Origin of the sequence: Enterobacter sp. JBIWA008, assembly GCF_019968765.1 — a bacterium.
Lineage (GTDB): Bacteria > Pseudomonadota > Gammaproteobacteria > Enterobacterales > Enterobacteriaceae > Enterobacter.
In genome coordinates this window covers 4,086,228-4,107,678 of sequence record NZ_CP074149.1, presented here as the reverse complement: position 1 = coordinate 4,107,678, position 21,451 = coordinate 4,086,228, and the positions used below count along the sequence as shown (strand labels likewise).

At 58.3% G+C, this 21,451-nt stretch carries 20 protein-coding genes; 12 read left to right on the top strand and 8 right to left on the bottom strand.

Translation table 11 applies throughout. The features are described 5' to 3' along the window. Positions 1-12 precede the first annotated feature (12 nt). From KGP24_RS19785 to tolC, 3 genes are all read right to left on the bottom strand, one after another. Positions 13-1,173 (bottom strand): glutathionylspermidine synthase family protein, encoded by a 1,161-nt coding sequence (locus tag KGP24_RS19785; protein ID WP_223561568.1) that lies wholly within the window; start codon positions 1,171-1,173, stop codon positions 13-15. Positions 1,174-1,175: 2 nt separating this feature from the next. After that, entirely contained in the window at positions 1,176-1,844 is a 669-nt protein-coding gene (locus KGP24_RS19780) for a DUF1190 family protein (RefSeq protein WP_045909980.1), read from the bottom strand. 193 nt (positions 1,845-2,037) lie between these two features. Next, a complete protein-coding gene (gene tolC, locus KGP24_RS19775) occupies positions 2,038-3,516 on the bottom strand; it encodes an outer membrane channel protein TolC (RefSeq protein WP_223561567.1) in 1,479 nt (492 codons plus the stop codon). A 204-nt stretch (positions 3,517-3,720) separates the two neighbouring features. Here tolC and nudF point away from each other — a divergent pair, with 204 nt between their 5' ends. The 5 genes from nudF to parE are packed head-to-tail and all read left to right on the top strand — an operon-like array spanning position 3,721 to position 8,129. Further along, positions 3,721-4,353: an ADP-ribose diphosphatase gene (gene nudF, locus KGP24_RS19770; RefSeq protein ID WP_023333429.1), complete on the top strand. Its 633-nt coding sequence runs from the start codon at positions 3,721-3,723 to the stop codon at positions 4,351-4,353. Further along, complete coding sequence (locus KGP24_RS19765; RefSeq protein WP_003862516.1) at positions 4,350-4,772, top strand: DUF1249 family protein; 423 nt, start codon at positions 4,350-4,352, stop codon at positions 4,770-4,772. The genes nudF and KGP24_RS19765 overlap by 4 nt, the downstream gene beginning before the upstream one ends. A gap of 27 nt (positions 4,773-4,799) precedes the next feature. Then, on the top strand, positions 4,800-5,627 hold the full coding sequence (gene cpdA / locus KGP24_RS19760; RefSeq protein WP_223561566.1) for a 3',5'-cyclic-AMP phosphodiesterase: 828 nt from the start codon (positions 4,800-4,802) through the stop codon (positions 5,625-5,627). Beyond that, positions 5,627-6,208: an esterase YqiA gene (gene yqiA, locus KGP24_RS19755; protein WP_045415171.1), complete on the top strand. Its 582-nt coding sequence runs from the start codon at positions 5,627-5,629 to the stop codon at positions 6,206-6,208. The genes cpdA and yqiA overlap by 1 nt, the downstream gene beginning before the upstream one ends. 28 nt (positions 6,209-6,236) lie before the next feature. Then, positions 6,237-8,129: a DNA topoisomerase IV subunit B gene (parE, locus tag KGP24_RS19750; protein WP_029740698.1), complete on the top strand. Its 1,893-nt coding sequence runs from the start codon at positions 6,237-6,239 to the stop codon at positions 8,127-8,129. An 83-nt stretch (positions 8,130-8,212) separates the two neighbouring features. Here the strand turns inward: parE and KGP24_RS19745 are convergent, their stop codons facing one another. Then, positions 8,213-10,354, bottom strand: a complete 2,142-nt coding sequence (locus tag KGP24_RS19745) for a TonB-dependent siderophore receptor (RefSeq protein WP_223561565.1) — start codon at positions 10,352-10,354, stop codon at positions 8,213-8,215. Positions 10,355-10,740: 386 nt separating this feature from the next. On the opposite strand from KGP24_RS19745, the gene KGP24_RS19740 reads away from it, so the two are divergent. The 5 genes from KGP24_RS19740 to KGP24_RS19720 are packed head-to-tail and all read left to right on the top strand — an operon-like array spanning position 10,741 to position 15,414. Further along, on the top strand, positions 10,741-11,553 hold the full coding sequence (locus tag KGP24_RS19740) for an ABC transporter ATP-binding protein (RefSeq protein ID WP_223561564.1): 813 nt from the start codon (positions 10,741-10,743) through the stop codon (positions 11,551-11,553). Further along, the gene (locus KGP24_RS19735) at positions 11,550-12,533 is read left to right on the top strand and encodes an iron ABC transporter permease (RefSeq protein WP_223561563.1); all 984 of its coding nucleotides are present in this window, start codon (positions 11,550-11,552) and stop codon (positions 12,531-12,533) included. The genes KGP24_RS19740 and KGP24_RS19735 overlap by 4 nt, the downstream gene beginning before the upstream one ends. Next, the gene (locus KGP24_RS19730) at positions 12,530-13,570 is read left to right on the top strand and encodes an iron ABC transporter permease (protein WP_223561562.1); all 1,041 of its coding nucleotides are present in this window, start codon (positions 12,530-12,532) and stop codon (positions 13,568-13,570) included. Before KGP24_RS19735 ends, KGP24_RS19730 begins: the two co-directional genes overlap by 4 nt. Before the next feature lie 9 nt (positions 13,571-13,579). Further along, positions 13,580-14,530 (top strand): iron-siderophore ABC transporter substrate-binding protein, encoded by a 951-nt coding sequence (locus tag KGP24_RS19725; RefSeq protein WP_223563532.1) that lies wholly within the window; start codon positions 13,580-13,582, stop codon positions 14,528-14,530. Beyond that, entirely contained in the window at positions 14,527-15,414 is an 888-nt protein-coding gene (locus KGP24_RS19720) for a MurR/RpiR family transcriptional regulator (RefSeq protein WP_223561561.1), read from the top strand. The genes KGP24_RS19725 and KGP24_RS19720 overlap by 4 nt, the downstream gene beginning before the upstream one ends. 85 nt (positions 15,415-15,499) lie before the next feature. On the opposite strand, the gene KGP24_RS19715 is transcribed toward KGP24_RS19720, so the two are convergent. The 4 genes from KGP24_RS19715 to qseB form a co-directional block, all read right to left on the bottom strand. Then, entirely contained in the window at positions 15,500-15,814 is a 315-nt protein-coding gene (locus tag KGP24_RS19715; protein ID WP_032640570.1) for a putative quinol monooxygenase, read from the bottom strand. Positions 15,815-15,845: 31 nt separating this feature from the next. Further along, a complete protein-coding gene (locus KGP24_RS19710) occupies positions 15,846-16,427 on the bottom strand; it encodes an NAD(P)H-dependent oxidoreductase (RefSeq protein ID WP_223561560.1) in 582 nt (193 codons plus the stop codon). 105 nt (positions 16,428-16,532) lie between these two features. Continuing rightward, positions 16,533-17,870, bottom strand: a complete 1,338-nt coding sequence (qseC, locus tag KGP24_RS19705) for a quorum sensing histidine kinase QseC (protein WP_223561559.1) — start codon at positions 17,868-17,870, stop codon at positions 16,533-16,535. After that, entirely contained in the window at positions 17,867-18,526 is a 660-nt protein-coding gene (qseB, locus tag KGP24_RS19700) for a quorum sensing response regulator transcription factor QseB (protein ID WP_223561558.1), read from the bottom strand. Before qseB ends, qseC begins: the two co-directional genes overlap by 4 nt. Positions 18,527-18,665: 139 nt before the next feature. Here qseB and KGP24_RS19695 point away from each other — a divergent pair, with 139 nt between their 5' ends. Beyond that, positions 18,666-19,067: a NirD/YgiW/YdeI family stress tolerance protein gene (locus KGP24_RS19695; RefSeq protein WP_023309189.1), complete on the top strand. Its 402-nt coding sequence runs from the start codon at positions 18,666-18,668 to the stop codon at positions 19,065-19,067. 118 nt (positions 19,068-19,185) lie between these two features. Beyond that, positions 19,186-21,444: a DNA topoisomerase IV subunit A gene (parC, locus tag KGP24_RS19690; protein ID WP_029740706.1), complete on the top strand. Its 2,259-nt coding sequence runs from the start codon at positions 19,186-19,188 to the stop codon at positions 21,442-21,444. Positions 21,445-21,451: the final 7 nt, after the last annotated feature.

Below are 21,451 nucleotides of genomic sequence, written 5' to 3'. Positions count from 1 at the left end.
TCAGGCCGCGACCTATTCAACAAAAATATGCGGATAGAAGCGTGACAGATCCTGGGTGATCAGCGCGCGATCTTCGCGAATGCCAATCCCGGCCGGCAGATCGTTGATGAGCCAGCTGCCAATCAGCGTATAGCTGTCGCCAAACTTCGGCAGTTGCCAGAACTCCTGGACGATCATCCCTTCTTCGCCGTACGGCCCTTCAACCGCTTCCAGCGTTTTACCGTTTTCGATAATCGACACGTTCGCGCCTTCCCGGGAGAAGATCGGCTTAACGACGTATTTCTCCATTTGCGGGTAATCATCTTCCGCAAAATACGCCGGCAGCAGGTTCGGGTGGTTCGGGAACATCTCCCACAGCATCGGCAGCAGGGCCTTGTTAGAGATAATGCTCTTCCAGGCCGGCTCCAGCCAGCGCACGCCGGCGTCTTCCAGCTTGGTGGAAAACATCTCGCGCAGCATGTACTCCCACGGGTAGAGCTTGAACAGGTTGCTGATCACCTGGTCCTGCATATCCGTAAACTGACCTTTTTCACCCAGGCCGATATCCTCGATATAGAGGAATTCGGTCGCCACTTCCGCTTCGGCGGCGCAGTCCTGCAGATACTGAACCGTGCCCCGGTCTTCTTCCGTATCGCGGCAGCAGGCGAGATGCAGCAGGTTAAAGCCATGCTGTTCACGCAGCTCGGCAAAACGCTCGATCAACTTTTCCTGAAGGCTATTAAACTGGTCGCTACCTTCCGGCAGGTTTCCTGCATTGGCCTGGTCTTCCAGCCAGATCCACTGGAAGAACGCCGCTTCGTACAGAGAGGTTGGCGTATCGGCGTTGTTTTCCAGAAGCTTAGGCTCGCCTTTGCCGTCCCACGCCAGATCCAGGCGAGAGTAAAGCGAAGGCTGATTCGTTTTCCACGACTGGCGTACAAAGCTCCAGGTGTGCTTCGGAATGCGGAACTTTGCCATCAGCTCGTCGCTGTCGATGACTTTTTCCACCACCTTGAGGCACATCTGGTGCAGCTCGGCCGTCACCTCTTCCAGTTTTTCAACCTGGGCCAGCGTGAGCTTATAGTAAGCGTCTTCACACCAGTACGGCTCGCCGTACATGGTGTGGAAGTTAAAACCGTATTCGGTGGCTTTTTCGCGCCAGTCCGGGCGCTCGGTGATACTGACTCGTTCCATGATCAGCCGCCCATTGAGCGGGTAGAAGAGGAGCCTGTCGCGCTGCGCTGCATGCTGGTCTGTTTCGCCACAGACTCACCGAACCCGCCGCGGGTGATGGTGCTGGTGGTCGCAGGCTTCGGCGCCATCGCCGTTTTCGGTACCGTCACGGTGCGGCCAGGGGTGGCTGCGCCGTAGCCTTTGCCGCTGGCATCGGTGTATTGACCGTAAGCCGGGCTGGCCGGGTTTTTCGAGCTAAATAGCGGCTGCTGCTGGTAGCCTGCACCGCCGCCCATCAGACGGCCCATCATGTAACCGGCCATCAGAGGCATCCAGAAGCTGCCGCTGGACTGCGCCTGCGCCTGATTTTCTGGCGCAGTGCCTGCCTGCGCCGGGGCCTGCTGGCACTGACCTTCACCAAACTCCGCCACGCAGTCTTCGCGTGAGGCATATTTCGGCGCGGTGCGTTCCGCTTCTTTCAGCGCGCTGGTGTAGGCCGTTTTACATTCGGCCGCTTTACCGGTGGCGGCAGAGCAGTCGTCCGCGTTTTGATACAGCGAAACCGTTTCGTCGTTTTTCTCACAGCCTGCCAGCATAAAGACAGCCGTAACCGCCAGCGCAACAGGTGTGAGGTGACGTGCATTCCAGCTCTTGCGGAACGACGCGTGATTGATCGTTTTTGTCCGTTTCATGTTTGTCTTCCAGGACCCAGTGGTAATAACGCTCAGGATAGAGGATGAGTGGTTGAAAATGAAGCGAAGAGGGGAGGAATCAGGGGGATCTTTACGTTGGCTTACGTTCGGATGTGATTCAGATGCGCCCTCTCCCTGTGGGAGAGGGCCAGGGTGAGGGCATCAGGCCGCGGTGGGCCTGATGACGACACTCTTAGTTACGGAACGGATTGTTGCCCTTGCTAGCAGGCGCTGTGGTGCGCGCGGCAGCAGGCTGTGCAGCAGGGGTAGAGCCGTTAGCGTTGAAGTTATCAACCGCGGCAACCTGCTCCGGGTTCTCCGGCGCAACGCTGTCCGGAGAGGTGGAGACCGGTTTGCCCAGCGCGCTGTTCAGCATCTGCAGGTCTTGCTCGTTCAGCGTACCCAGAGCCTGTTTGATGTTCAGCTGGTTAATCAGGTACTGGTAACGCGCGCTGGAGAGCTGCTGTTTCGCGTTGTACAGCGTGGTGGTCGCGTCGAGCACGTCCACGATAGTACGTGTACCGACCGAATAGCCCGCTTCCATCGCATCCAGAGAGCTCTGTGCAGACACAACGGCCTGTTTATAGGCGTTGATGCTGCTGATCGAGGCGTTCACGTTGTTGAAGGACGAACGTACGGTCTGCACCACGTTACGGTGGGCGCTTTCCAGCTGCTCGCTCGCGCCAACAAAGTTGTACTGCGCCTGTTTCACCTGAGAGTTGACCTGACCGCCCTGGTACAGCGGCAGGGAGAAGCTCAGACCCACTTTGTTCTGACCCATGTTGCTGTCGTCATACTGGGACGTATTGGTTTTAGAGCCGCTGTAGGTCGTATCAGAGACACCAGTAGAAGCGCTCAGGCTCAGGGTTGGCAGATGGCCGTCCTGCGCCTGACGAATTTGCTCGCGGGCCAGATCCTGGCTCAGACGCGCCTGCAGCAAACTCAGGTTGCGGTTTTCCGCCTCTTTCAGCAGGGCGTTAACGGCCTGCGGCTTATCCGTTTTAAAGCTGTCCACGTTCAGCGACGCCAGCTCAGGATAGTAATTCCCGGTGACCTGACGCAGGGATTCCAGCGCGTTGTCGAGGTTGTTACGCGCGGTAACTTCGTTAGCCAGCACGGTATCGTACTGTGAACGGGCGTTCTGCACGTCGGTGATCGCCACCAGGCCAACGTTGAAGCGCTGGGTGGTTTGATCTAACTGGCGGTAAATCGCCTGTTTCTGCGCTTCGGTGTAGGAGAGTGCGTCAATCGCGCTCAGCACGTTGAAGTATGCCGTGGCCGTGTTCAGGATCAGCGTCTGCTGGTCGGTCTGATAGGTCACATCCTGGATGCCTGCGCTTTTTTCCTGCAGGGTTAGGGCGCGCCATTTGGACATATCAAACAGCGTCTGTGTCAATTGCAGTGAGGCGCTGGTAGCATTGGAGTTTACGCCGTTAGCGTCGCGGAAACCGTTGCTGTAGGTATAATCTGCACCTAAACCTAACTGTGGCAGCAAGGGGCTACGCGCTTCGTTAATCTTTTCAAACGCAGCATCACGATCGGCCGCTGATTTACGTAAATCAGGGTTGCCCAGACGTGCCTGCTGGTAGACCTGTAACAGGTTTTCCGCCTGGCTCATTGCACTGAAGCCCGTCAGGCTCAGGCCGATAAGGATGGGGAGCAATTTCTTCATTTGCATTCCTTGTTGTGAAGCAGTATTAGCGCTGATCTAATTAAAAAATAATTGCCGATTCTAACAGAATCTTCCATACCAAAAGGTTGGCGTTACGTGCCATCTGGCGGTAATTTGCACCAATCTACCATATAGCCTTACAAACGGCAGCCAAACAGCCTTGAAATTCACAATTTCATCACCATTGCTACCAGGACTCGACTCATGCAAAAACCAGAAAAGTTGCCCGTGACATTCGCCAAAAACGATGTAGAAATTATTGCACGAGAAACGCTTTATAGCGGTTTTTTTTCAATGGATCTTTACCGTTTCAGGCATCGCCTGTTTAACGGGGAAATGAGCGGCGAAATCAGACGCGAAATTTTTGAGCGCGGGCATGCGGCAGTCTTGCTACCCTTTGACCCAGTGCGCGACGAAGTTGTGCTGGTGGAGCAGATCCGCATCGCCGCTTATGACGTCAGTGAGAGCCCGTGGCTACTGGAGATGGTGGCCGGGATGATCGAAGAAGGCGAGTCGGTCGAGGACGTCGCCCGGCGCGAGGCGCTGGAAGAGGCCGGTCTGGTGGTCGGCCGCACAAAACCGGTGCTGAGCTATCTGGCAAGCCCGGGCGGTACCAGCGAGCGCTTGTCCATTATGGTGGGCGAAGTGGACGCCACGACGGCGGAAGGGATCCACGGTCTGGCAGATGAAAACGAAGATATTCGGGTTCATGTGGTGAGTCGGGAACAGGCTTATCAGTGGGTAGAAGAGGGGAAAATCGACAACGCAGCGTCTGTCATCGCCCTGCAATGGCTACAGCTGCACTATCAGACATTACGAAACGAGTGGAAAAAATGAAGCGCTATACACCTGACTTCCCAGAAATGATGCGCCTGTGCGAAACCAATTTCGCACAGTTGCGCCGCCTGCTGCCGCGAAACGACGCACCCGGCGAAACGGTAAGCTATCAGGTGAGCAACGCGCAGTATCGGTTAACGATAACAGAATCAACGCGCTACACTACGCTGGTGGAAATTGAGCAAACGGCACCCAGCATTAGCTACTGGAGCCTGCCGTCGATGACGGTGCGCCTCTATCACGACGCGATGGTCGCTGAAGTGTGTTCAAGCCAGCAGATCTTTCGCTTCAAGGCGCGGTATGATTACCCGAATAAAAAGTTGCATCAACGCGACGAAAAGCATCAAATTAACCAGTTTTTAGCCGACTGGCTAAGATATTGTTTAGCACATGGAGCAATGGCGATTCCGGTTTGTTAGCGTCATAAACCTACCTAAGGACACCATTTGGAAAGCCTGTTGAACCTGACTGTTGCTGGTGGGGCGCCAGTCAGGATATTACAAATCACCGATACCCACCTTTTTGCCGAAAAGCATGAGACGCTACTGGGGGTCAACACCTGGGAGAGTTATCAGGCGGTGCTTAGCGCCATTCACGCTGAAAACCGTGCATGCGATCTGATTGTCGCAACGGGCGATCTGGCGCAGGACCAGTCCTCCGCGGCCTACCAGCATTTTGCTGAAGGCATCGCGAGCTTTAGCGTGCCTTGCGTCTGGCTGCCAGGAAACCATGATTTCCAGCCCGCCATGTACAGTTCTCTTCAGGATGCGGGGATTTCCCCGGCGAAATGTGTATTTGCGGGCGAACAGTGGCAGATCCTGCTGCTGGACAGCCAGGTGTTTGGCGTCCCGCACGGTGAGTTAAGCGAGTTTCAGCTCGACTGGCTTGAGACCAAACTGGCTGCAGAACCTGAACGCCACACGCTGCTGTTGCTTCACCATCATCCTCTGCCGGCGGGCTGCAGCTGGCTCGATCAGCACAGCCTGCGCAACTCCGCGGCGCTGGATCGCGTGCTGACGAAGTTCCCGCGGGTGAAAAATCTGCTGTGTGGACATATACACCAGGAACAGGATCTCGACTGGAACGGGCGCCGCATGCTGGCGACGCCGTCGACCTGCGTTCAGTTTAAGCCGCACTGCGCCAACTTTACGCTGGATACCATCGCGCCAGGCTGGCGCTGGCTGGAACTGCATGCCGACGGTACGCTGACCACGGAAGTCTGCCGTTTGACCGGTGCAAAATTCCGCCCGGATACCGCTTCAGAAGGCTATTGATGTCTACGCTCCTTTATCTGCACGGATTCAACAGCTCGCCACGCTCCGCAAAAGCGACACAGTTTCGCCAGTGGCTGAGCGAGCATCATCCCGACGTTGAGATGATTATCCCGCAGCTGCCGCCTTACCCGGCAGAGGCCGCGGAGATGCTGGAATCTATTGTGCTTGCGCACGGCGGCGAAAACTTTGGTGTGGTCGGTTCATCGCTGGGCGGGTATTACGCCACCTGGCTCTCACAATGCTTCATGCTGCCCGCCGTTGTGGTTAATCCGGCGGTACGGCCATTTGAGCTGCTGAGGGACTTTCTTGGCGAAAACGAGAACCCCTACACCGGGCAGCAATATGTGCTAGAGTCACGCCATATTTACGATCTCAAAGTTATGCAGGTCGACCCGCTTGAGGCGCCGGATCTCATCTGGCTGCTGCAACAGACGGGTGATGAAGTGCTGGATTACCGCCAGGCAGTGGCGTATTACGCCTCCTGCCGCCAGACTATAGAAGAGGGCGGAAACCATGCTTTCACGGGCTTTGAGAATCATTTCACCCAGATTGTCGATTTTCTTGGACTGCACAGCCACTGACAATCAATGCGAATTGCTAGTTTAAATCATGACGCAAACCTATAACGCTGATGCCATTGAGGTCCTCACCGGGCTTGAGCCGGTTCGCCGCCGCCCGGGGATGTACACCGATACGACGCGCCCAAACCATCTGGGCCAGGAAGTTATTGATAACAGTGTGGACGAAGCGCTGGCGGGCCATGCCAAACGCGTCGACGTTATCCTGCATGCCGATCAGTCGCTGGAAGTCATCGACGACGGGCGCGGCATGCCGGTGGATATCCACCCGGAAGAGGGCGTGCCTGCCGTTGAGCTGATCCTCTGTCGTCTGCATGCGGGCGGTAAGTTCTCCAACAAGAACTACCAGTTCTCCGGCGGTCTGCACGGCGTGGGTATTTCCGTGGTGAACGCCCTGTCCAAACGCGTGGAAGTGAACGTCCGTCGTGATGGTCAGGTGTACAACATCGCGTTTGAAAACGGCGATAAGGTGCAGGATCTGCAGGTTGTCGGCACGTGCGGCAAACGCAACACCGGCACCAGCGTCCACTTCTGGCCTGACGAAAGCTTCTTCGACAGCCCGCGCTTTTCCGTTTCTCGCCTGACGCACCTGCTGAAAGCCAAAGCGGTGCTGTGCCCCGGCGTAGAAATCACCTTTACCGATCACGTTAACAATACCGCACAAACCTGGTGCTACGCCGACGGTCTGAACGACTACCTGTGCGAAGCGGTAAACGGCCTGCCGACGCTGCCGGAAAAACCGTTTGTCGGTAACTTTAGCGGCGATACCGAAGCCGTGGACTGGGCGCTGCTGTGGCTGCCGGAAGGCGGCGAGCTGCTGACCGAAAGCTACGTTAACCTGATCCCGACCATGCTGGGCGGTACGCACGTCAACGGCCTGCGTCAGGGGCTGCTGGACGCGATGCGTGAGTTCTGCGAATACCGCAATATCCTGCCGCGCGGCGTGAAGCTGTCGGCGGAGGATATCTGGGATCGCTGTGCCTACGTACTCTCCGTGAAGATGCAGGATCCGCAGTTTGCCGGTCAGACCAAAGAGCGCCTGTCGTCACGTCAGTGCGCGGCGTTCGTCTCCGGCGTGGTGAAAGATGCGTTTACCCTGTGGCTGAACCAGAACGTGCAGGCGGCAGAAATGCTGGCCGAAATGGCGATTTCCAGCGCCCAGCGTCGTCTGCGCGCCGCGAAGAAAGTGGTGCGTAAAAAGCTGACCAGCGGCCCTGCGCTGCCGGGCAAGCTGGCGGACTGTACCGCGCAGGATCTCAACCGTACCGAGCTTTTCCTCGTGGAAGGGGACTCGGCGGGTGGATCGGCCAAGCAGGCGCGCGATCGTGAATATCAGGCGATCATGCCGCTCAAGGGTAAGATCCTGAATACCTGGGAAGTCTCTTCAGATGAAGTGCTGGCCTCGCAGGAAGTGCACGATATCTCGGTGGCGATCGGCATCGATCCGGACAGCGACGATCTGAGCCAGCTGCGCTACGGCAAGATCTGTATCCTCGCGGATGCGGACTCCGATGGTCTGCACATCGCCACGCTGCTGTGCGCGCTGTTCGTGAAGCACTTCAAAACGCTGGTGAAAAACGGTCACGTCCACGTGGCGCTGCCGCCGCTGTACCGTATCGACCTCGGCAAAGAGGTTTACTACGCGCTGACGGAAGAAGAGAAAGCGGGCGTGCTGGAACAGCTGAAGCGCAAGAAGGGTAAACCGAACGTGCAGCGCTTTAAAGGGCTGGGCGAGATGAACCCGATGCAGCTGCGCGAAACGACGCTGGATCCGAACACGCGCCGTCTGGTGCAGCTGACGATCAGCGACGAAGACGAGCAGCAAACCAACGCCATGATGGATATGCTCCTTGCCAAGAAACGCTCGGAAGACCGACGTAACTGGCTGCAGGAGAAGGGCGATATGGCGGATATCGAGGCCTGATGCCCTCACCCTAACCCTCTCCCGCCGGGAGAGGGAATGGATCGTAGGCCCGGTAAGCGTTAGCGCCACCGGGCTTTTTTACGTCAAAAATCCATCTTCACCGTAAACTGCACTTCGCGCGGATCGCCAATCTGGTTGCCCAGGTTGTTGGTCGCAATGGACGACGTGTAGTAGGTCTTATCAAACAGGTTTTTCACGTTCACCTGCAGCGTCACCGGATACTGTAGCTTCATCTTGTACGCCGCAAACGCATCCGCAACGAAATAGCCCGGCAGATAATAATCCGCACCGTTAGTTGCGGAACGGCGGCTTACGCCGTGCCCGCCGCCGCCCAGCGTCAGGGTATTTCCGGCAAACGCATTGTGAATATCGTAGGTCAGGAACAGGGAGCCGGTATGACGCGGCACGTTCGGCAGCGGTTTGCCCGCATAGTCCGGGTCTTCCAGCACCTTCGCGTCGGTATAGCCGTAGCTGGCGATAATGTTGGTGTTCTCGGTTAGCGATCCGGCAAGATCCACTTCAACGCCCTGAGAGCGCACGCGGCCCGCGGTTTTGGCGACGGTTTCACCACCAATACTTTCGGTGTACAGCACGTTGCGCTTGTGGATATCAAACAGCGCGATATTGGCGGTAATGCCTTCGAAAAGGTCGAATTTAGCGCCTATTTCGTACGCATTCGACGTTTCCGGCGGCAGGTCGCCGATGTAACTCGCAATGGACGACTGCGGCATAAACGTCTGGGAGTAGTTGGCAAACAGCGAGACCGCCGGGGTGAGCTTATAAACAAGACCCAGCTTCGGCGTCCACTGGTCGTCGCGACTGTCGGTATTCACGTTAAACGGACGGCCCTTCCCCGCATACTGGGTGAAATACTGATAGCGCAGACCGGCAACGGCGATCCACTTATCGGTCAGGTACAGCGCGTCCTGCGCGTAGGCGGAGTAGCTCTCCTGCTTAATGGTTTGATCGCTGTCGGATGCCGAGACGGTGGTGCACTTGCCGAGATTGCCGTAGCTCGGGTTGTAAATATTGAAGTCCTTCACGTTTTTACAGCGGATCATGTCCGTACGCAGCAGATCGTAATTCTCATACGACACGCCGGTCAGGATCTCATTATAAAAGCCGGCGATATCCACGTTCCCCTGCAGATCCGCGCGCGTCGTGTGCATGCGCTGGGTCGAGCCCTGGGTCGCATCCACGCGGCGGGTCAGGTTGCCGGTTTTTGAATCGTAGGCCATCACGCGGGCCTGGTTATCGCTGTATTTATCCTGGCTGTAGCTGTAGTCGAACCGCGCGGTCCACTGGCTGCTGAGGCGATATTCCGCGTTGAGCTGGGCGAGATCGGACTGCCCGTCGGTGACGTTAAACGGCTCGTCGAAGCGGGTTTTGCGATCGACGTCGACGGCCTTTTTAGTGTTGAGATCGAAGATCGTTCCGCGATCGAACGGCGTTTTATAGTCGCGATGCGAATAGAGGACGGTCACGGTGGCATCATCGCCAAACCAGGTGAGCGACGGGGCGATAAAGGTGCTGCGTTCGTTGCCAAAATTACGCCAGTAATCCTCGTCCTGATATTCGCCCGTCAGGCGATACGCCAGGCGCGTGCCGTCAATCGGGCCGGTAACATCGACCTGTCCGGTGCCGCCGCCAAAGCTGGAGGAGGTGGCGGAAACGGAACCGCCGAAGGTCTTCTCCGGGCGTTTGGTGACGACGTTGATCAGGCCACCCGGATCGAGAATGCCGTAAAGCGTCGAGGCCGGGCCTTTCAGCACCTCCACGCGCTCGGTTGCGGCATTAAAGCTGCGCGGCAGGACGGTGCGCAGGCCGTTGGTCATGATCGAGCCGTCGCGGTTCGCGCCAAACCCGCGGCGCACGAAGGCATCCTGCGTACCGCCCAGGGTGTTGGTCTGCACCACGTTGCTGACGTTATAGAGCGCTTCATCCAGCGTGGTCGCATGCTGATCCTCCAGCACTTTATCGCTGACGGTATTGACCACCTGCGGGATATCCAGCATCGGCATGTTGGTTAGCGTGGCGGTGGAGGTATTCAACGGCTGATAGCCATTCGTGGCCTCCGCCGCCGTATTTGGATCGGCGGTGACGGTAAGGGTTTCGCCGTCTTTAGCCGCGGTGTTATCTGCTGCCTGCACCAGCGGCGCCATAAACAGCAGTGAAAAGAGCGCGCGCCCTTTTACACCAGAGAGTGAAGGTGTGAACGTAGCCATTACATCTGTTATCCCGAAATATTCCGCGAATGACGTTTCGCGGAAAAATGTGTGAGTCATTGCCCTTTACGCTCTGTCCGTTAGCCACAGCGGGCATCGGACATGTAATTGAGAATCATTCAATCATGCGAGAATGTAGTAGTAAATGAAAAAAAGAAAAAATCGGCTACAGCGTTTAACCGTGCGGATAAACGCAGCGGAGTAATGATTAACTTGTTGAAATTAAAGTTTTAGTAAGACAATTCGTATTCTTTTTTCATCAGGCTTACACCTGGTCTTTTCAGGGTATTTCTTCTCTTGACTACTACACAGCGCAGCGTCAAACTCTCAAAAGAGAATGATTTTTATTTATATTTATTGCGCTTTTTTATTACGTTGGCATTCACGTGGCTCACAACACAAAACAACCGGGACTGGTTCTGGAGAACCTCTCTGCGGGCTATCAGAAAAAAATCATCGTTGATGATATCTCCCTTGCGATCCCACAGCAGAAAATGACGGTGCTGGTAGGGGCCAACGGCTGCGGAAAATCCACGCTGCTGAGCACCATTGCACGTTTGCTTCTGCCGCTTGGCGGCGCTGCAGTTCTCGACGGCAAGGCGATCCACGAGCAGCCGACCAAAGCCGTCGCCCGTCAGCTTGGCATTCTCCCGCAGTCTCCGCTGCTGCCGGAAGGATTAACCGCTTTTGAACTGGTCTCGCGCGGGCGTTTTCCCTGGCAGAACTTTATGCGTCAGTGGAGCGACGAGGACGAACTGGCGGTAGAAGAGGCCCTGCGCCTGACCGGCACTACAGACTTTGCCCATATGCCGGTGGAAAGCTTATCCGGCGGCCAGCGCCAGCGCTGCTGGATCGCCATGGCGCTGGCGCAGCAAACGCCTTATATCCTGCTTGACGAGCCCACGACGTTTCTCGATCTCCGCTATCAGGTGGAGATCCTGGAACTACTGCACGCCCTGACCCGCCAGCACGGACGTACCGTGGTGGTGGTGCTGCACGATCTCAACTTCGCCGTGAACTACGGCGATTCGCTGGTCTTTTTACGCCAGGGAAAAGTTGAAGGCGTATTGCATGAGGGCGATGCCTGCACGCCGGAGCTGATCAAAGCGGTGTTTGATGTGGACGTGCATATGTCCATTAACCCCTTGACCGGCAAACCGTTCTTTATGCCGTTTCGCCAGGGTACCGTTCAGCCATGATGCGCTCCACTCTGGCCTTCCCGATCTTTCTGTTGCTGCTGGCGCTGGGCGCGATTATGCACCTGGGCATCGGCGCACGCTTTATCGCCCCGCAGACGGTGGTGGAGGCATTCTTTCATTTCGACCCGCGCAATTTCGACCATAACGTCATTATCAAATTACGACTGCTGCGCCTCTGCGCCGCGATGGTAACGGGCGCCTCGCTCGGGGTGGCGGGCGTGCTGCTGCAGTCCGTTATCCGCAACCCGCTCGGCGAGCCGCATATTCTGGGGCTCAACGCCGGGGCAGCGCTGGCGGTGGTGATCGCCAGCGCGCTTGGGCTGTCGCTGCCGTTTGGTCGCCCGCTCGTTGCCACCGCCGGTGCCGCCGCGCTGTTTTTGCTGGTGCTGATGTTCTCCTCGTCCGGCCGCACCGGGCTTACGCCGATGAAGGTCACGCTGTGCGGCGTGGCGATGTCGGCGTTTGCCTCGTCGATTACCGCCGCGGTGTTAATCCTCGATGAACAGACGCTGCTCGCCATGCGCACCTGGCTGGCAGGGGATCTGGCCGGGATCAACGTGCAGACGCTCCGGAGCGCCCTTTGGGCGGCAACAGCCGGTTTTGTTCTCGCTATCGGACTGTCGCCCTCGCTCAACATGCTGGCGCTGGGAGACCGGATGGCGCAGGGGCTTGGCGTGTCGCTGCTGAAAACCCGCCTGCTTGCACTGCTGGCCATCGCGCTGCTCTGCGGCGCGGCCGTCTCTATCGCCGGGCCGATTGGTTTTATCGGCCTGGTCGTGCCGCAGCTCATTCGCCGTCTGGTGTCGGTCGATTTACGCGTGATGGTGCCGCTGTCTGCCCTGTGCGGCGCACTGGTTCTGCTGCTGGCGGATATCGCCGCCCGCACGCTGTTTACGCCCTGGGAGCTGGCAACCGGCATTATGACTGCCCTGGTCGGCGCGCCCGTGTTCATCTTTATGGCATCGAGGATGTTCAAATGAACCGGGCCGGATTCCGCGCGATCCGCATTGGCCGTTTATCGGCGCGGGTTCGCCCGAGGGCGCTGGCGTGCCTGACCCTTTTAGCGCTGGTGGCGCTAAGCCTTCTGGGCTTTGGCCTGACGCACGGTTCTCTGCCCATTCCCACCTCCGCCATCGGGCGCGCGCTGTTTTCTCCTGAGAGTCTGACGGCGGAGACGCGCTACATCGTGATGGATATCCGCCTGCCGCGCCTGCTTATGGCGGTGCTGTGCGGCGCGATGCTCGGTATGGCAGGGGCGGCAATGCAGTCCATCACCCGCAACGGTCTGGCTGACCCCGGGCTAATCGGCGTGAAGGAGGGCTGTAGCGCGGCGGTACTGCTGCTGATTTTTCAGTTCCCGGCGCTGGGCCTGGCCTGGCGTCCGCTGGTCGGCATGACCGGTGGGCTGCTTACCGCGCTGCTGGTTATCGCCCTGGCGCGCGATATCTCGCGCCCGCGATTCATCCTGATCGGCATCGGCGTGTCGTGGGCATTTGCCGCGGCAATGGGCGTCTTTATCACCACCGCCGACGTGCGGGACGTGCAGACGGCGATGCTGTGGCTGGCGGGAAGCCTGCATGCGGCAAACTGGACGCTGGTGGGGTTAGCCGCGCTCTGGGCTGCCCCCGCTTTTGCGCTGCTGCTGTTTACCGCACGGGCAGCGGACGTGGCGTTGCTCGGCAATCAGGCCGCTGCGGGCCTTGGCGTGCGCATAACCCGGCTGGCGCTGCTGCGGGTTCTCGCCCCGGTGGTGCTGACGGCGGTCTGCGTCTCGTGCGTGGGCAGTATAGGCTTCGTGGGGCTGATTGCCCCGCATATGGCGCGCCTGCTGCTGCGCGGTGGGCAAACGGCACTCCTGACGGGAAGCGCCGTGCTGGGCGCGCTGCTGGTGCTGCTGGCGGATAACGTCGGACGTCTGGCATTCCTCCCGCTGCAGCTGCCGGCGGGAATTGTGATTTCATTGATTGGCGGACCGTTTTTCCTGCTGCTGCTCTGGCAGCGTCGGGACAGATTTTAGGGGACTATGATGCGCGTAATGTTTTCGATGCTGTTGCTGGTGGGGTTCGCGGTAGGTGCGGCGGAGCCGACGCAGACGTTTACTGACGATCTGAACCGAAAAGTGGTGGTGCCGGTTCATCCGAAACGAATTGTCTCCTTGCACGATCTGGATATCACCATTCCGCTGATTGAGCTTGGCGTGCCGCCGGTGGCAAGCCATGGCCGCACCCGGCCGGACGGCAGCCACTTTCTGCGCTCCAGCGGCATGTTGACCGGCGTCGACTTCGATAATTCCGACATTAAATTTATCGGTACGGCCGATATCGACATTGAAGCCATCGCCGCCGCAAAGCCTGACCTGATCGTTACCGAGCCGACCCGCAACACCCCGGTGGAACAGCTGGCGAAAATTGCCCCGACGGTAAGCATCGATCATCTCGACGGCGGCGCGCCGGAGATCTACCGCAAGCTGGCTCAGCTGACGGGAACGCAGGCGCGGCTCAAGGTTCTGGAGCGGCGCTATCAGGAGCAGATTAAGGCGCTGAAGGCGACTGTTGATACCAGCAGGGTGACCGTGTCCGTGATTCAGGCGAATCAGGGAAAGATAAACGCCATGCACAGCTACCACTCGCTGGGCCGCGTGCTGCGCGACGCAGGATTCAAATTCCCGCCGCTGATTGAGAACATCCCGGACGGAGGGCGCATCGACGTCAGCGCCGAGCGCCTGCCGGAGCTGGATGCCGATTTCGTCTTCGCCACCTGGCGCGGGGATACGGGCGGTAAACCGCAGGACGAGATGGCGGCGATGGATGCGGTCATGCCGGGCTGGTGTCAGTTCCTGAATGCCTGCCGAACCGGGCATTACGTGCTGATCTCGCGTGAAGAGGCCATCTCGAATTCGTTCGCCTCGTTAGGGCTGATGGCCGCGCAGGTGCAGTCGCAGATTGCCGGGCGTCCGCTGCCGGAGGCGACACGGTGATCCGCAAAGAGAAAGGGCGCGTGGATGTCTATGGCGACCGCTTTCGCGCGCGAGCGCATCAGCTGACGCCGCGTCTGCTGCAGGTTGCACGCTATATCCATGACAACCGCGAAGCGGTGATGGAGCAGACCGCAATGGAGATTGCTGCGGAACTGAAAACCTCGGATGCCACGGTGGTCCGCGCCATTCAGGCACTGGGTTTCGCCGGGCTGCGCGATCTCAAGCAAACGCTGGAGCAGTGGTTTGGTCCGGTGGTCACCTCCAGCGAAAAGATGTCCACCACGGTGAATACGCTCGCCAGCGACGTCAACGCGAGCATTGATTTCGTGCTGGAGGGGCATCAACACACCTGTGAGGTGTTATCCGAGCCCCACAATCGCTACGCGATGGCCCAGGCGGTCTCTCTGCTGGCGCAGGCGAGGCAGGTCGCCATATTTGGCATTGGCGCATCAGGCATTCTGGCCGAGTACACCGCCAGGCTGTTCAGTCGTATGGGGTTACCCGCCACGCCGCTTAACCGCACCGGGATAGGGCTTGCGGAACAGCTGATTGCGCTTCAGCGCGGTGACGTGCTGGTGATGATGGCGCAGAAATCCGCGCATCGGGAAGGGCAAACCACACTGCGCGAAGCAAAACGTCTGGGGATCCCCACCATCCTGCTGACCAACGCCCTTGATTCGTGTTTCAGCAAGGAGGCCAGCGTGGTGATCCACGTTCCGCGCGGCGGAGAAAAAGGCAAAATCCCGCTCCACGGCACGGTGCTGCTGTGTCTGGAGATGATCATTTTATCCGTGGCCGCCACCGAGCCGCAGCGCACCATCAGGTCGATGAAGCGCATCAACGAACTACATCGCGGGTTAAAGCCTGGGAAGAAAAGCAGCTAAAAACAAAGCCCGATGGCGCTGACGCTCACCGGGCCTGGATCTGTCTTCCCTCTCCCTGTGGGTGAGGACTGGGGTGAGGGGAAACTTAAACCCCTTGCTCCAGAATACGGATGTGGGTTTCCAGCACGTCACCCTTCACCGCGTCACTCCACGCTTTCATGTGCGGGGTTTGCAGGTGCGCTTCAAGATGCGCGACGGTTTCCCACTGCTCAACCATGATGATCGAGTCTGGCGCGGTCGCCTGGAAGCTGGCGTCAGTGGCAGCATCCACCATCGGCGCATAGCCGTGGCAGCCTTCTTCCTTCAGTACGGTCGGGATAATTTTCGCGAACTGATCCAGCACCGCCTGACGGTGATGTTGACCTGGACGAGTACGGATTTCTGCGATAACGGTAAGCATGTTTACTACTCCTTTAATTCCAGGCTACCAGTTAAGCAAAAATTTCCGCGAGATGCTTGCGATATTCTGCGATATAGCGCGGGACGTCAGGCATTTTAATCACGTCGTTGACGATAAACGTCGGCAGCGGATCCATGCCCAGGAACTGATTCGCCTTGTGGAACGGCAGGTACGCACCGTCTACGCCCACGCCTTCGAAGAACTGATCTTTCTCGGTGAAGGCTTCCAGGGGGGCGTTCCAGGTCAGCGAGAGCATATATTTTTTGCCCTGAATCAGGCCGCCCGAGCCGTATTTTTTGGAGGCGTCAGAGCGGGTGCGGCCATCGCTGGCATACAGTGAGCCGTGACCTTCAGTGAACACGTCGTCCATGTATTTTTTTACGGTCCACGGCGCGCCCATCCACCAGCCTGGCATCTGCCAGATCACCACGTCAGCCCACAGAAAGTTCTGCACTTCGGCTTTCACGTCGTAGCTGCTGTCTGCACGCACGACCTTAACATCATGCCCGGCGTCGCGCAGGTAACCGTCCGCGACCTCGGTCAGGGTGTCATTCAGCTGGCCTTTAGAGTGCGCAAATTCTTTTGCGCCGTTGATAATCAGAATGTTGCTCATTAGTTGTCCTCGATGATGAGAGTATGGCGAGTATTCTACGCGCGAGGACGGTGCGGTAAAATGAGCAAAATGTGCAAAGTCTTTTGCATTAAACGCAATAATCCCTTACCAGCTGACCTTTGCTTCAAAACCGCCTTCAGGGGCATTGTTCAGCGAAACGCGCATTCCGTGCAGGGCGGCGATGCGTTTTACGATGGATAATCCCAGCCCGCTTCCTCTGGCTTCCTGACCCGGTGGACGATAAAAACGCTCGCCGATGCGCACCAGCGCGTCAGGTGAAATGCCTGGGCCGTTGTCGCGCACGGTAAAGCTTCGCGCGTCCAGCGTCACGTCCACCACGCTGCCGCGCGGGCTGTAACGAATTGCGTTATCCAGCAGGTTACGCACCAGCAGGCTCAGAAGCAGCTGCTGGCCCGTGCGTGTAACCTCTGGTGCATGGATGTTCAGGCGAATATCAATGCCCGCCTGCTGCGCCGGGGGGTAGATGTCCATTACCGCGGACTGTAACAAATCGGCTATCGCGATCGGTTCTACGCCGTCCAGGCTATCCAGCGAGTCCAGACGCGACAGCGTGAGGAGCTGATCCACCAGCCGGGAAGCGCGGTCGATGCCCGCATGCAGCTGCATCAGCGCCTTTTCCCGCGCCAGCGGATCGTCATGAGAGAGCTGCGCCACGTCAGTTTGCACCTTCAGGGCAGCCAGCGGGCTGCGCAGCTCGTGGGCGGCGTCGGACGTAAAGCAGCGCTCGCGGGTCATCATCTCCTGGGTGCGCGCGAAGAGATGATTCAGCGCGTCGAGCAGGGGGCGCACTTCCGTAGGAACACCCTCCGTCGGCAGTTTATCGGTGGCATCCGGCGAGCGGGAGCGCAGGGTCTGCGCCAGCTTTTTCAGCGGCTTTAGCTCCCGGCTCAGGAGGAAAACCAGCAGCAGCAACATCACGGGCAGCGCCACCAGCCAGGGGGTTAGCTGCGAGCTGACCACGTCCAGCGCCATATCCTGCCGATACTCCCACTCCTGACCGACCACCACGCGGTACTTCCCGTCGGGTGAGGTCAGCCACAGGAAGCGCCACTCGTCGTTGTCGCCCTGCAGTTGCCCGTTATCGAACCCGTCGCGGCGATAGTGGTACGGGATATCGCGCCCGTTTTCACCGTCGTTCAGGAGCATTTTGCCGTCGACGGCGTAAATGGCAAAAGCCAGCGCGTCGTCATCCAGACGACCGTGCTTTACTTTTTTCGGGATGTCACGCATGCGTTCGGGGGCGCGGATCTCGTCCAGATCCATCGTCAGCAGCCGTTTGGCAAACAGCATCTGCTGCGTGTCAAAGAGCTTATCGAGCTTGTGGGTGGTCTGCTGCCAGGCCACCAGGCTGGCGGCAAACCATGCCGTCAGAGAGAGCAGCAGGAAGAGAAGCGTCAGGCGGAGTTTCAGGCTCAGTTTCATGCGTCACCCAGGGTGTAGCCGATACCGTGCACGGTGCGGATAAATTCGCTGCCAAGCTTGCGGCGCAAATGATGGACGTGAACCTCAATGGCGTTGCTGGAGACGTCGTCGTCCCAGGTATAGAGTTTTTCCTCGATCAGCTTTCGCGGCAGCACGCGGCCTGCGTTACGCATTAACAGTTCCAGCAGCGCGAACTCTTTCGGCTTGAGCGTCAGCGGCTCGCCGTCCAGCGTGGCGACGAGACGGGTCGGATCGAGCGTGACCTTCCCGTGACGTAGCTCGCTACGCGCCTGGCCGTGGCTGCGGCGGACCAGCGCCTCGAGGCGGGCACCCACTTCGATCAGCGCGAACGGCTTACAGAGATAATCATCCGCGCCCAGACGCAGCCCCTCGACGCGCTGGTTCAGCGCATCCCGCGCCGTCAGAATTAATACTGGCTCGCCGTGCCCGCTTTCGCGCCACGCGCGCAGGATGTCCAGACCGTCAATTTCCGGCAGCGTCAGATCCAGCACCACGGCATCATAGGGCGCAGAGGAGAGCGCGGCCTGGCCGGTTTTTCCGTCGGTAAACCAGTCCACGCTAAAGCCCATTTTGCTTAATCCCGCCTTGATACCATCGCCGATTAATTTGTCATCTTCTACCAGTAAAATGCGCATGTTCCCTCCTTGATGCCGCCAGTAAACCCTCTGTGAGCGTCTGCTGTACAGAAAAAATAAATAAATTTTCCCCTTAAGAAGTTGTTAAGGATTACCCTGTTAAATGGATTGCGAAACGACATTAAAGGGAGAGATGAAGATGAAAAAATTCGCTGCAATTGCTGCCATCATGATGATGACCACCGCGCCGGTCTTTGCTGCTCAGGGCGGTTTTACTGGCCCATCGGCCACACAGACCCAGACGCAAACTCAGCAGGGCGGTTTTGTCGATAACAACGCCAACCTCACCACCGCGGCAAAAGTGAAAGACCTGAAGGACGATGCCTGGGTGAAGCTGCGCGGGAACATTACCGAGCGCCTGTCAGATGACCGCTACACCTTCCGCGATGAGTCCGGCACGGTGGTCGTTGAGATTGACCACAAGCGCTGGAACGGCGTGACCGTCACTCCGCAGGATAAAGTTGAACTGCAGGGTAAAGTCGATAAAGACTGGAACGAGTTTGAAATCGACGTGAAGCAGGTTATTAAGCTGAACAAATAACCCGAAAAGGGCCGCATACGCGGCCCTTTTTCTTTGTGACTCAATTCATCAGATGAGGTAGTATCTGCGGCAATATTGCCTGAAACCCTTCGGTTTCTGAGTTGAGGAATCACACGTAATGAGCGATATGGCAGAGCGCCTCGCGCTACATGAATTCACGGAAAACGCCTACCTGAACTACTCCATGTACGTCATCATGGACAGGGCGTTGCCGTTTATCGGGGATGGCCTGAAGCCCGTTCAGCGCCGCATCGTGTATGCGATGTCCGAACTGGGGCTGAACGCCACCGCCAAGTTCAAGAAATCCGCCCGTACCGTCGGTGACGTACTGGGTAAATACCATCCGCACGGCGACAGCGCCTGTTACGAAGCGATGGTGCTGATGGCCCAGCCGTTCTCTTACCGCTATCCGCTGGTGGACGGTCAGGGGAACTGGGGGGCGCCGGACGATCCGAAATCCTTCGCGGCGATGCGTTATACCGAATCCCGTCTCTCTAAATATGCCGAAGTGCTGCTGGGCGAGCTGGGCCAGGGAACCGTCGACTGGGTGCCAAACTTCGACGGTACGATGCAGGAGCCGAAGATGCTGCCTGCGCGTCTGCCGAACATCCTGCTGAACGGCACTACCGGTATTGCGGTCGGCATGGCGACGGACATTCCGCCGCACAACCTGCGTGAAGTGGCGAAAGCCGCCATCACTCTGATCGAGCAGCCAAAAGCCACGCTCGACGAGCTGCTGGATATCGTGCAGGGGCCAGATTTCCCAACCGAAGCTGAGATCATCACCTCGCGCGCGGAAATCCGCAAAATCTACCAGAACGGTCGCGGCTCCGTGCGCATGCGCGCGGTGTGGAATAAAGAGGACGGCGCCGTGGTGATCACCGCGCTGCCGCATCAGGTTTCCGGTGCCAAAGTGCTGGAGCAGATCGCCTCCCAGATGCGCAATAAAAAGCTGCCGATGGTGGACGACCTGCGTGACGAATCTGACCATGAAAACCCGACCCGTCTGGTGATCGTGCCGCGCTCTAACCGCGTGGACATGGAGCAGGTGATGAACCACCTGTTCGCCACCACCGATCTGGAAAAAAGCTACCGCATCAACCTGAACATGATTGGCCTCGACGGACGCCCGGCGGTGAAAAACCTGCTGGAGATCCTGACCGAATGGCTAACGTTCCGCCGCGATACGGTGCGCCGTCGTCTGAACCATCGTCTGGAGAAAGTGCTTAAGCGCCTGCATATCCTTGAAGGTTTGCTGGTGGCGTTCCTCAATATCGACGAAGTGATTGAGATCATCCGTACCGAGGACGAGCCGAAGCCGGCGCTGATGTCGCGCTTTGGCATCAGCGAAACCCAGGCTGAAGCCATCCTCGAACTGAAGCTGCGCCATCTCGCCAAACTGGAAGAGATGAAAATCCGCGGCGAGCAGAACGAGCTGGAAAAAGAGCGCGATCAGCTGCAGGCGATCCTCGCGTCCGAGCGCAAGATGAATACCCTGCTGAAGAAAGAGCTGCAGGCCGATGCCGATGCCTTCGGCGACGACCGTCGTTCTCCGCTGCACGAGCGCGAAGAAGCGAAGGCGATGAACGAGCACGACATGCAGCCGTCCGAGCCGGTGACCATTGTTCTGTCGCAGAGCGGCTGGGTGCGTAGCGCCAAAGGCCACGATATCGACGCGCCGGGGCTGAGCTACAAAGCGGGCGACAGCTTCAAAGCGGCGGTGAAAGGTAAGAGCAACCAGCCGGTGGCGTTTATCGACTCCACTGGCCGCAGCTATGCCATCGACCCGATTACGCTACCTTCCGCGCGCGGGCAGGGCGAGCCGCTAACCGGCAAGCTGACGCTGCCGCCGGGGGCGACGGTTGACCATATGCTGATGGAGGCCGATGACCAGAAACTGCTGCTGGCGTCCGATGCGGGCTATGGCTTTATCTGTACCTTCAACGATCTTGTCTCCCGTAACCGTGCCGGTAAGGCGCTGATCAGCCTGCCGGACAACGCCCACGTGATGGCGCCGCTGGTGATTGAGAACGAAAGCGACATGCTGCTGGCGATCACTACCGCCGGACGTATGCTGATGTTCCCGGTCAGCGATCTGCCGGAGCTGTCAAAAGGCAAGGGCAACAAGATCATCAACATCCCGTCGGCGGAGGCCGCGAAAGGCGAAGATGGCCTGGCGCACCTCTTCCTTCTGCCGCCGCAGAGCACGCTGACCATTCACGTCGGCAAGCGTAAGATTAAACTGCGTCCGGAAGAGCTGCAGAAAGTGGTGGGTGAGCGCGGTCGCCGCGGCTCGCTGATGCGCGGCCTGCAGCGCATCGACCGCGTGGAGATTGACTCTCCTGCACGAAGCACCGCGGGTGACAGCGAAGAGTAATGCCGTG

Coding starts and splice junctions, on each gene's coding strand:
- qseC (WP_223561559.1), bottom strand. CDS start 17,870: ATGAAACTGAGCCTGAAACTCCGCCTGACGCTTCTCTTCCTGCTGCTC.
- parE (WP_029740698.1), top strand. CDS start 6,237: ATGACGCAAACCTATAACGCTGATGCCATTGAGGTCCTCACCGGGCTT.
- parC (WP_029740706.1), top strand. CDS start 19,186: ATGAGCGATATGGCAGAGCGCCTCGCGCTACATGAATTCACGGAAAAC.
- KGP24_RS19715 (WP_032640570.1), bottom strand. CDS start 15,814: ATGCTTACCGTTATCGCAGAAATCCGTACTCGTCCAGGTCAACATCAC.
- qseB (WP_223561558.1), bottom strand. CDS start 18,526: ATGCGCATTTTACTGGTAGAAGATGACAAATTAATCGGCGATGGTATC.
- KGP24_RS19695 (WP_023309189.1), top strand. CDS start 18,666: ATGAAAAAATTCGCTGCAATTGCTGCCATCATGATGATGACCACCGCG.
- yqiA (WP_045415171.1), top strand. CDS start 5,627: ATGTCTACGCTCCTTTATCTGCACGGATTCAACAGCTCGCCACGCTCC.
- KGP24_RS19785 (WP_223561568.1), bottom strand. CDS start 1,173: ATGGAACGAGTCAGTATCACCGAGCGCCCGGACTGGCGCGAAAAAGCC.
- KGP24_RS19730 (WP_223561562.1), top strand. CDS start 12,530: ATGAACCGGGCCGGATTCCGCGCGATCCGCATTGGCCGTTTATCGGCG.
- KGP24_RS19735 (WP_223561563.1), top strand. CDS start 11,550: ATGATGCGCTCCACTCTGGCCTTCCCGATCTTTCTGTTGCTGCTGGCG.
- KGP24_RS19780 (WP_045909980.1), bottom strand. CDS start 1,844: ATGAAACGGACAAAAACGATCAATCACGCGTCGTTCCGCAAGAGCTGG.
- KGP24_RS19765 (WP_003862516.1), top strand. CDS start 4,350: ATGAAGCGCTATACACCTGACTTCCCAGAAATGATGCGCCTGTGCGAA.
- nudF (WP_023333429.1), top strand. CDS start 3,721: ATGCAAAAACCAGAAAAGTTGCCCGTGACATTCGCCAAAAACGATGTA.
- tolC (WP_223561567.1), bottom strand. CDS start 3,516: ATGAAGAAATTGCTCCCCATCCTTATCGGCCTGAGCCTGACGGGCTTC.
- KGP24_RS19745 (WP_223561565.1), bottom strand. CDS start 10,354: ATGGCTACGTTCACACCTTCACTCTCTGGTGTAAAAGGGCGCGCGCTC.
- KGP24_RS19725 (WP_223563532.1), top strand. CDS start 13,580: ATGCGCGTAATGTTTTCGATGCTGTTGCTGGTGGGGTTCGCGGTAGGT.
- KGP24_RS19710 (WP_223561560.1), bottom strand. CDS start 16,427: ATGAGCAACATTCTGATTATCAACGGCGCAAAAGAATTTGCGCACTCT.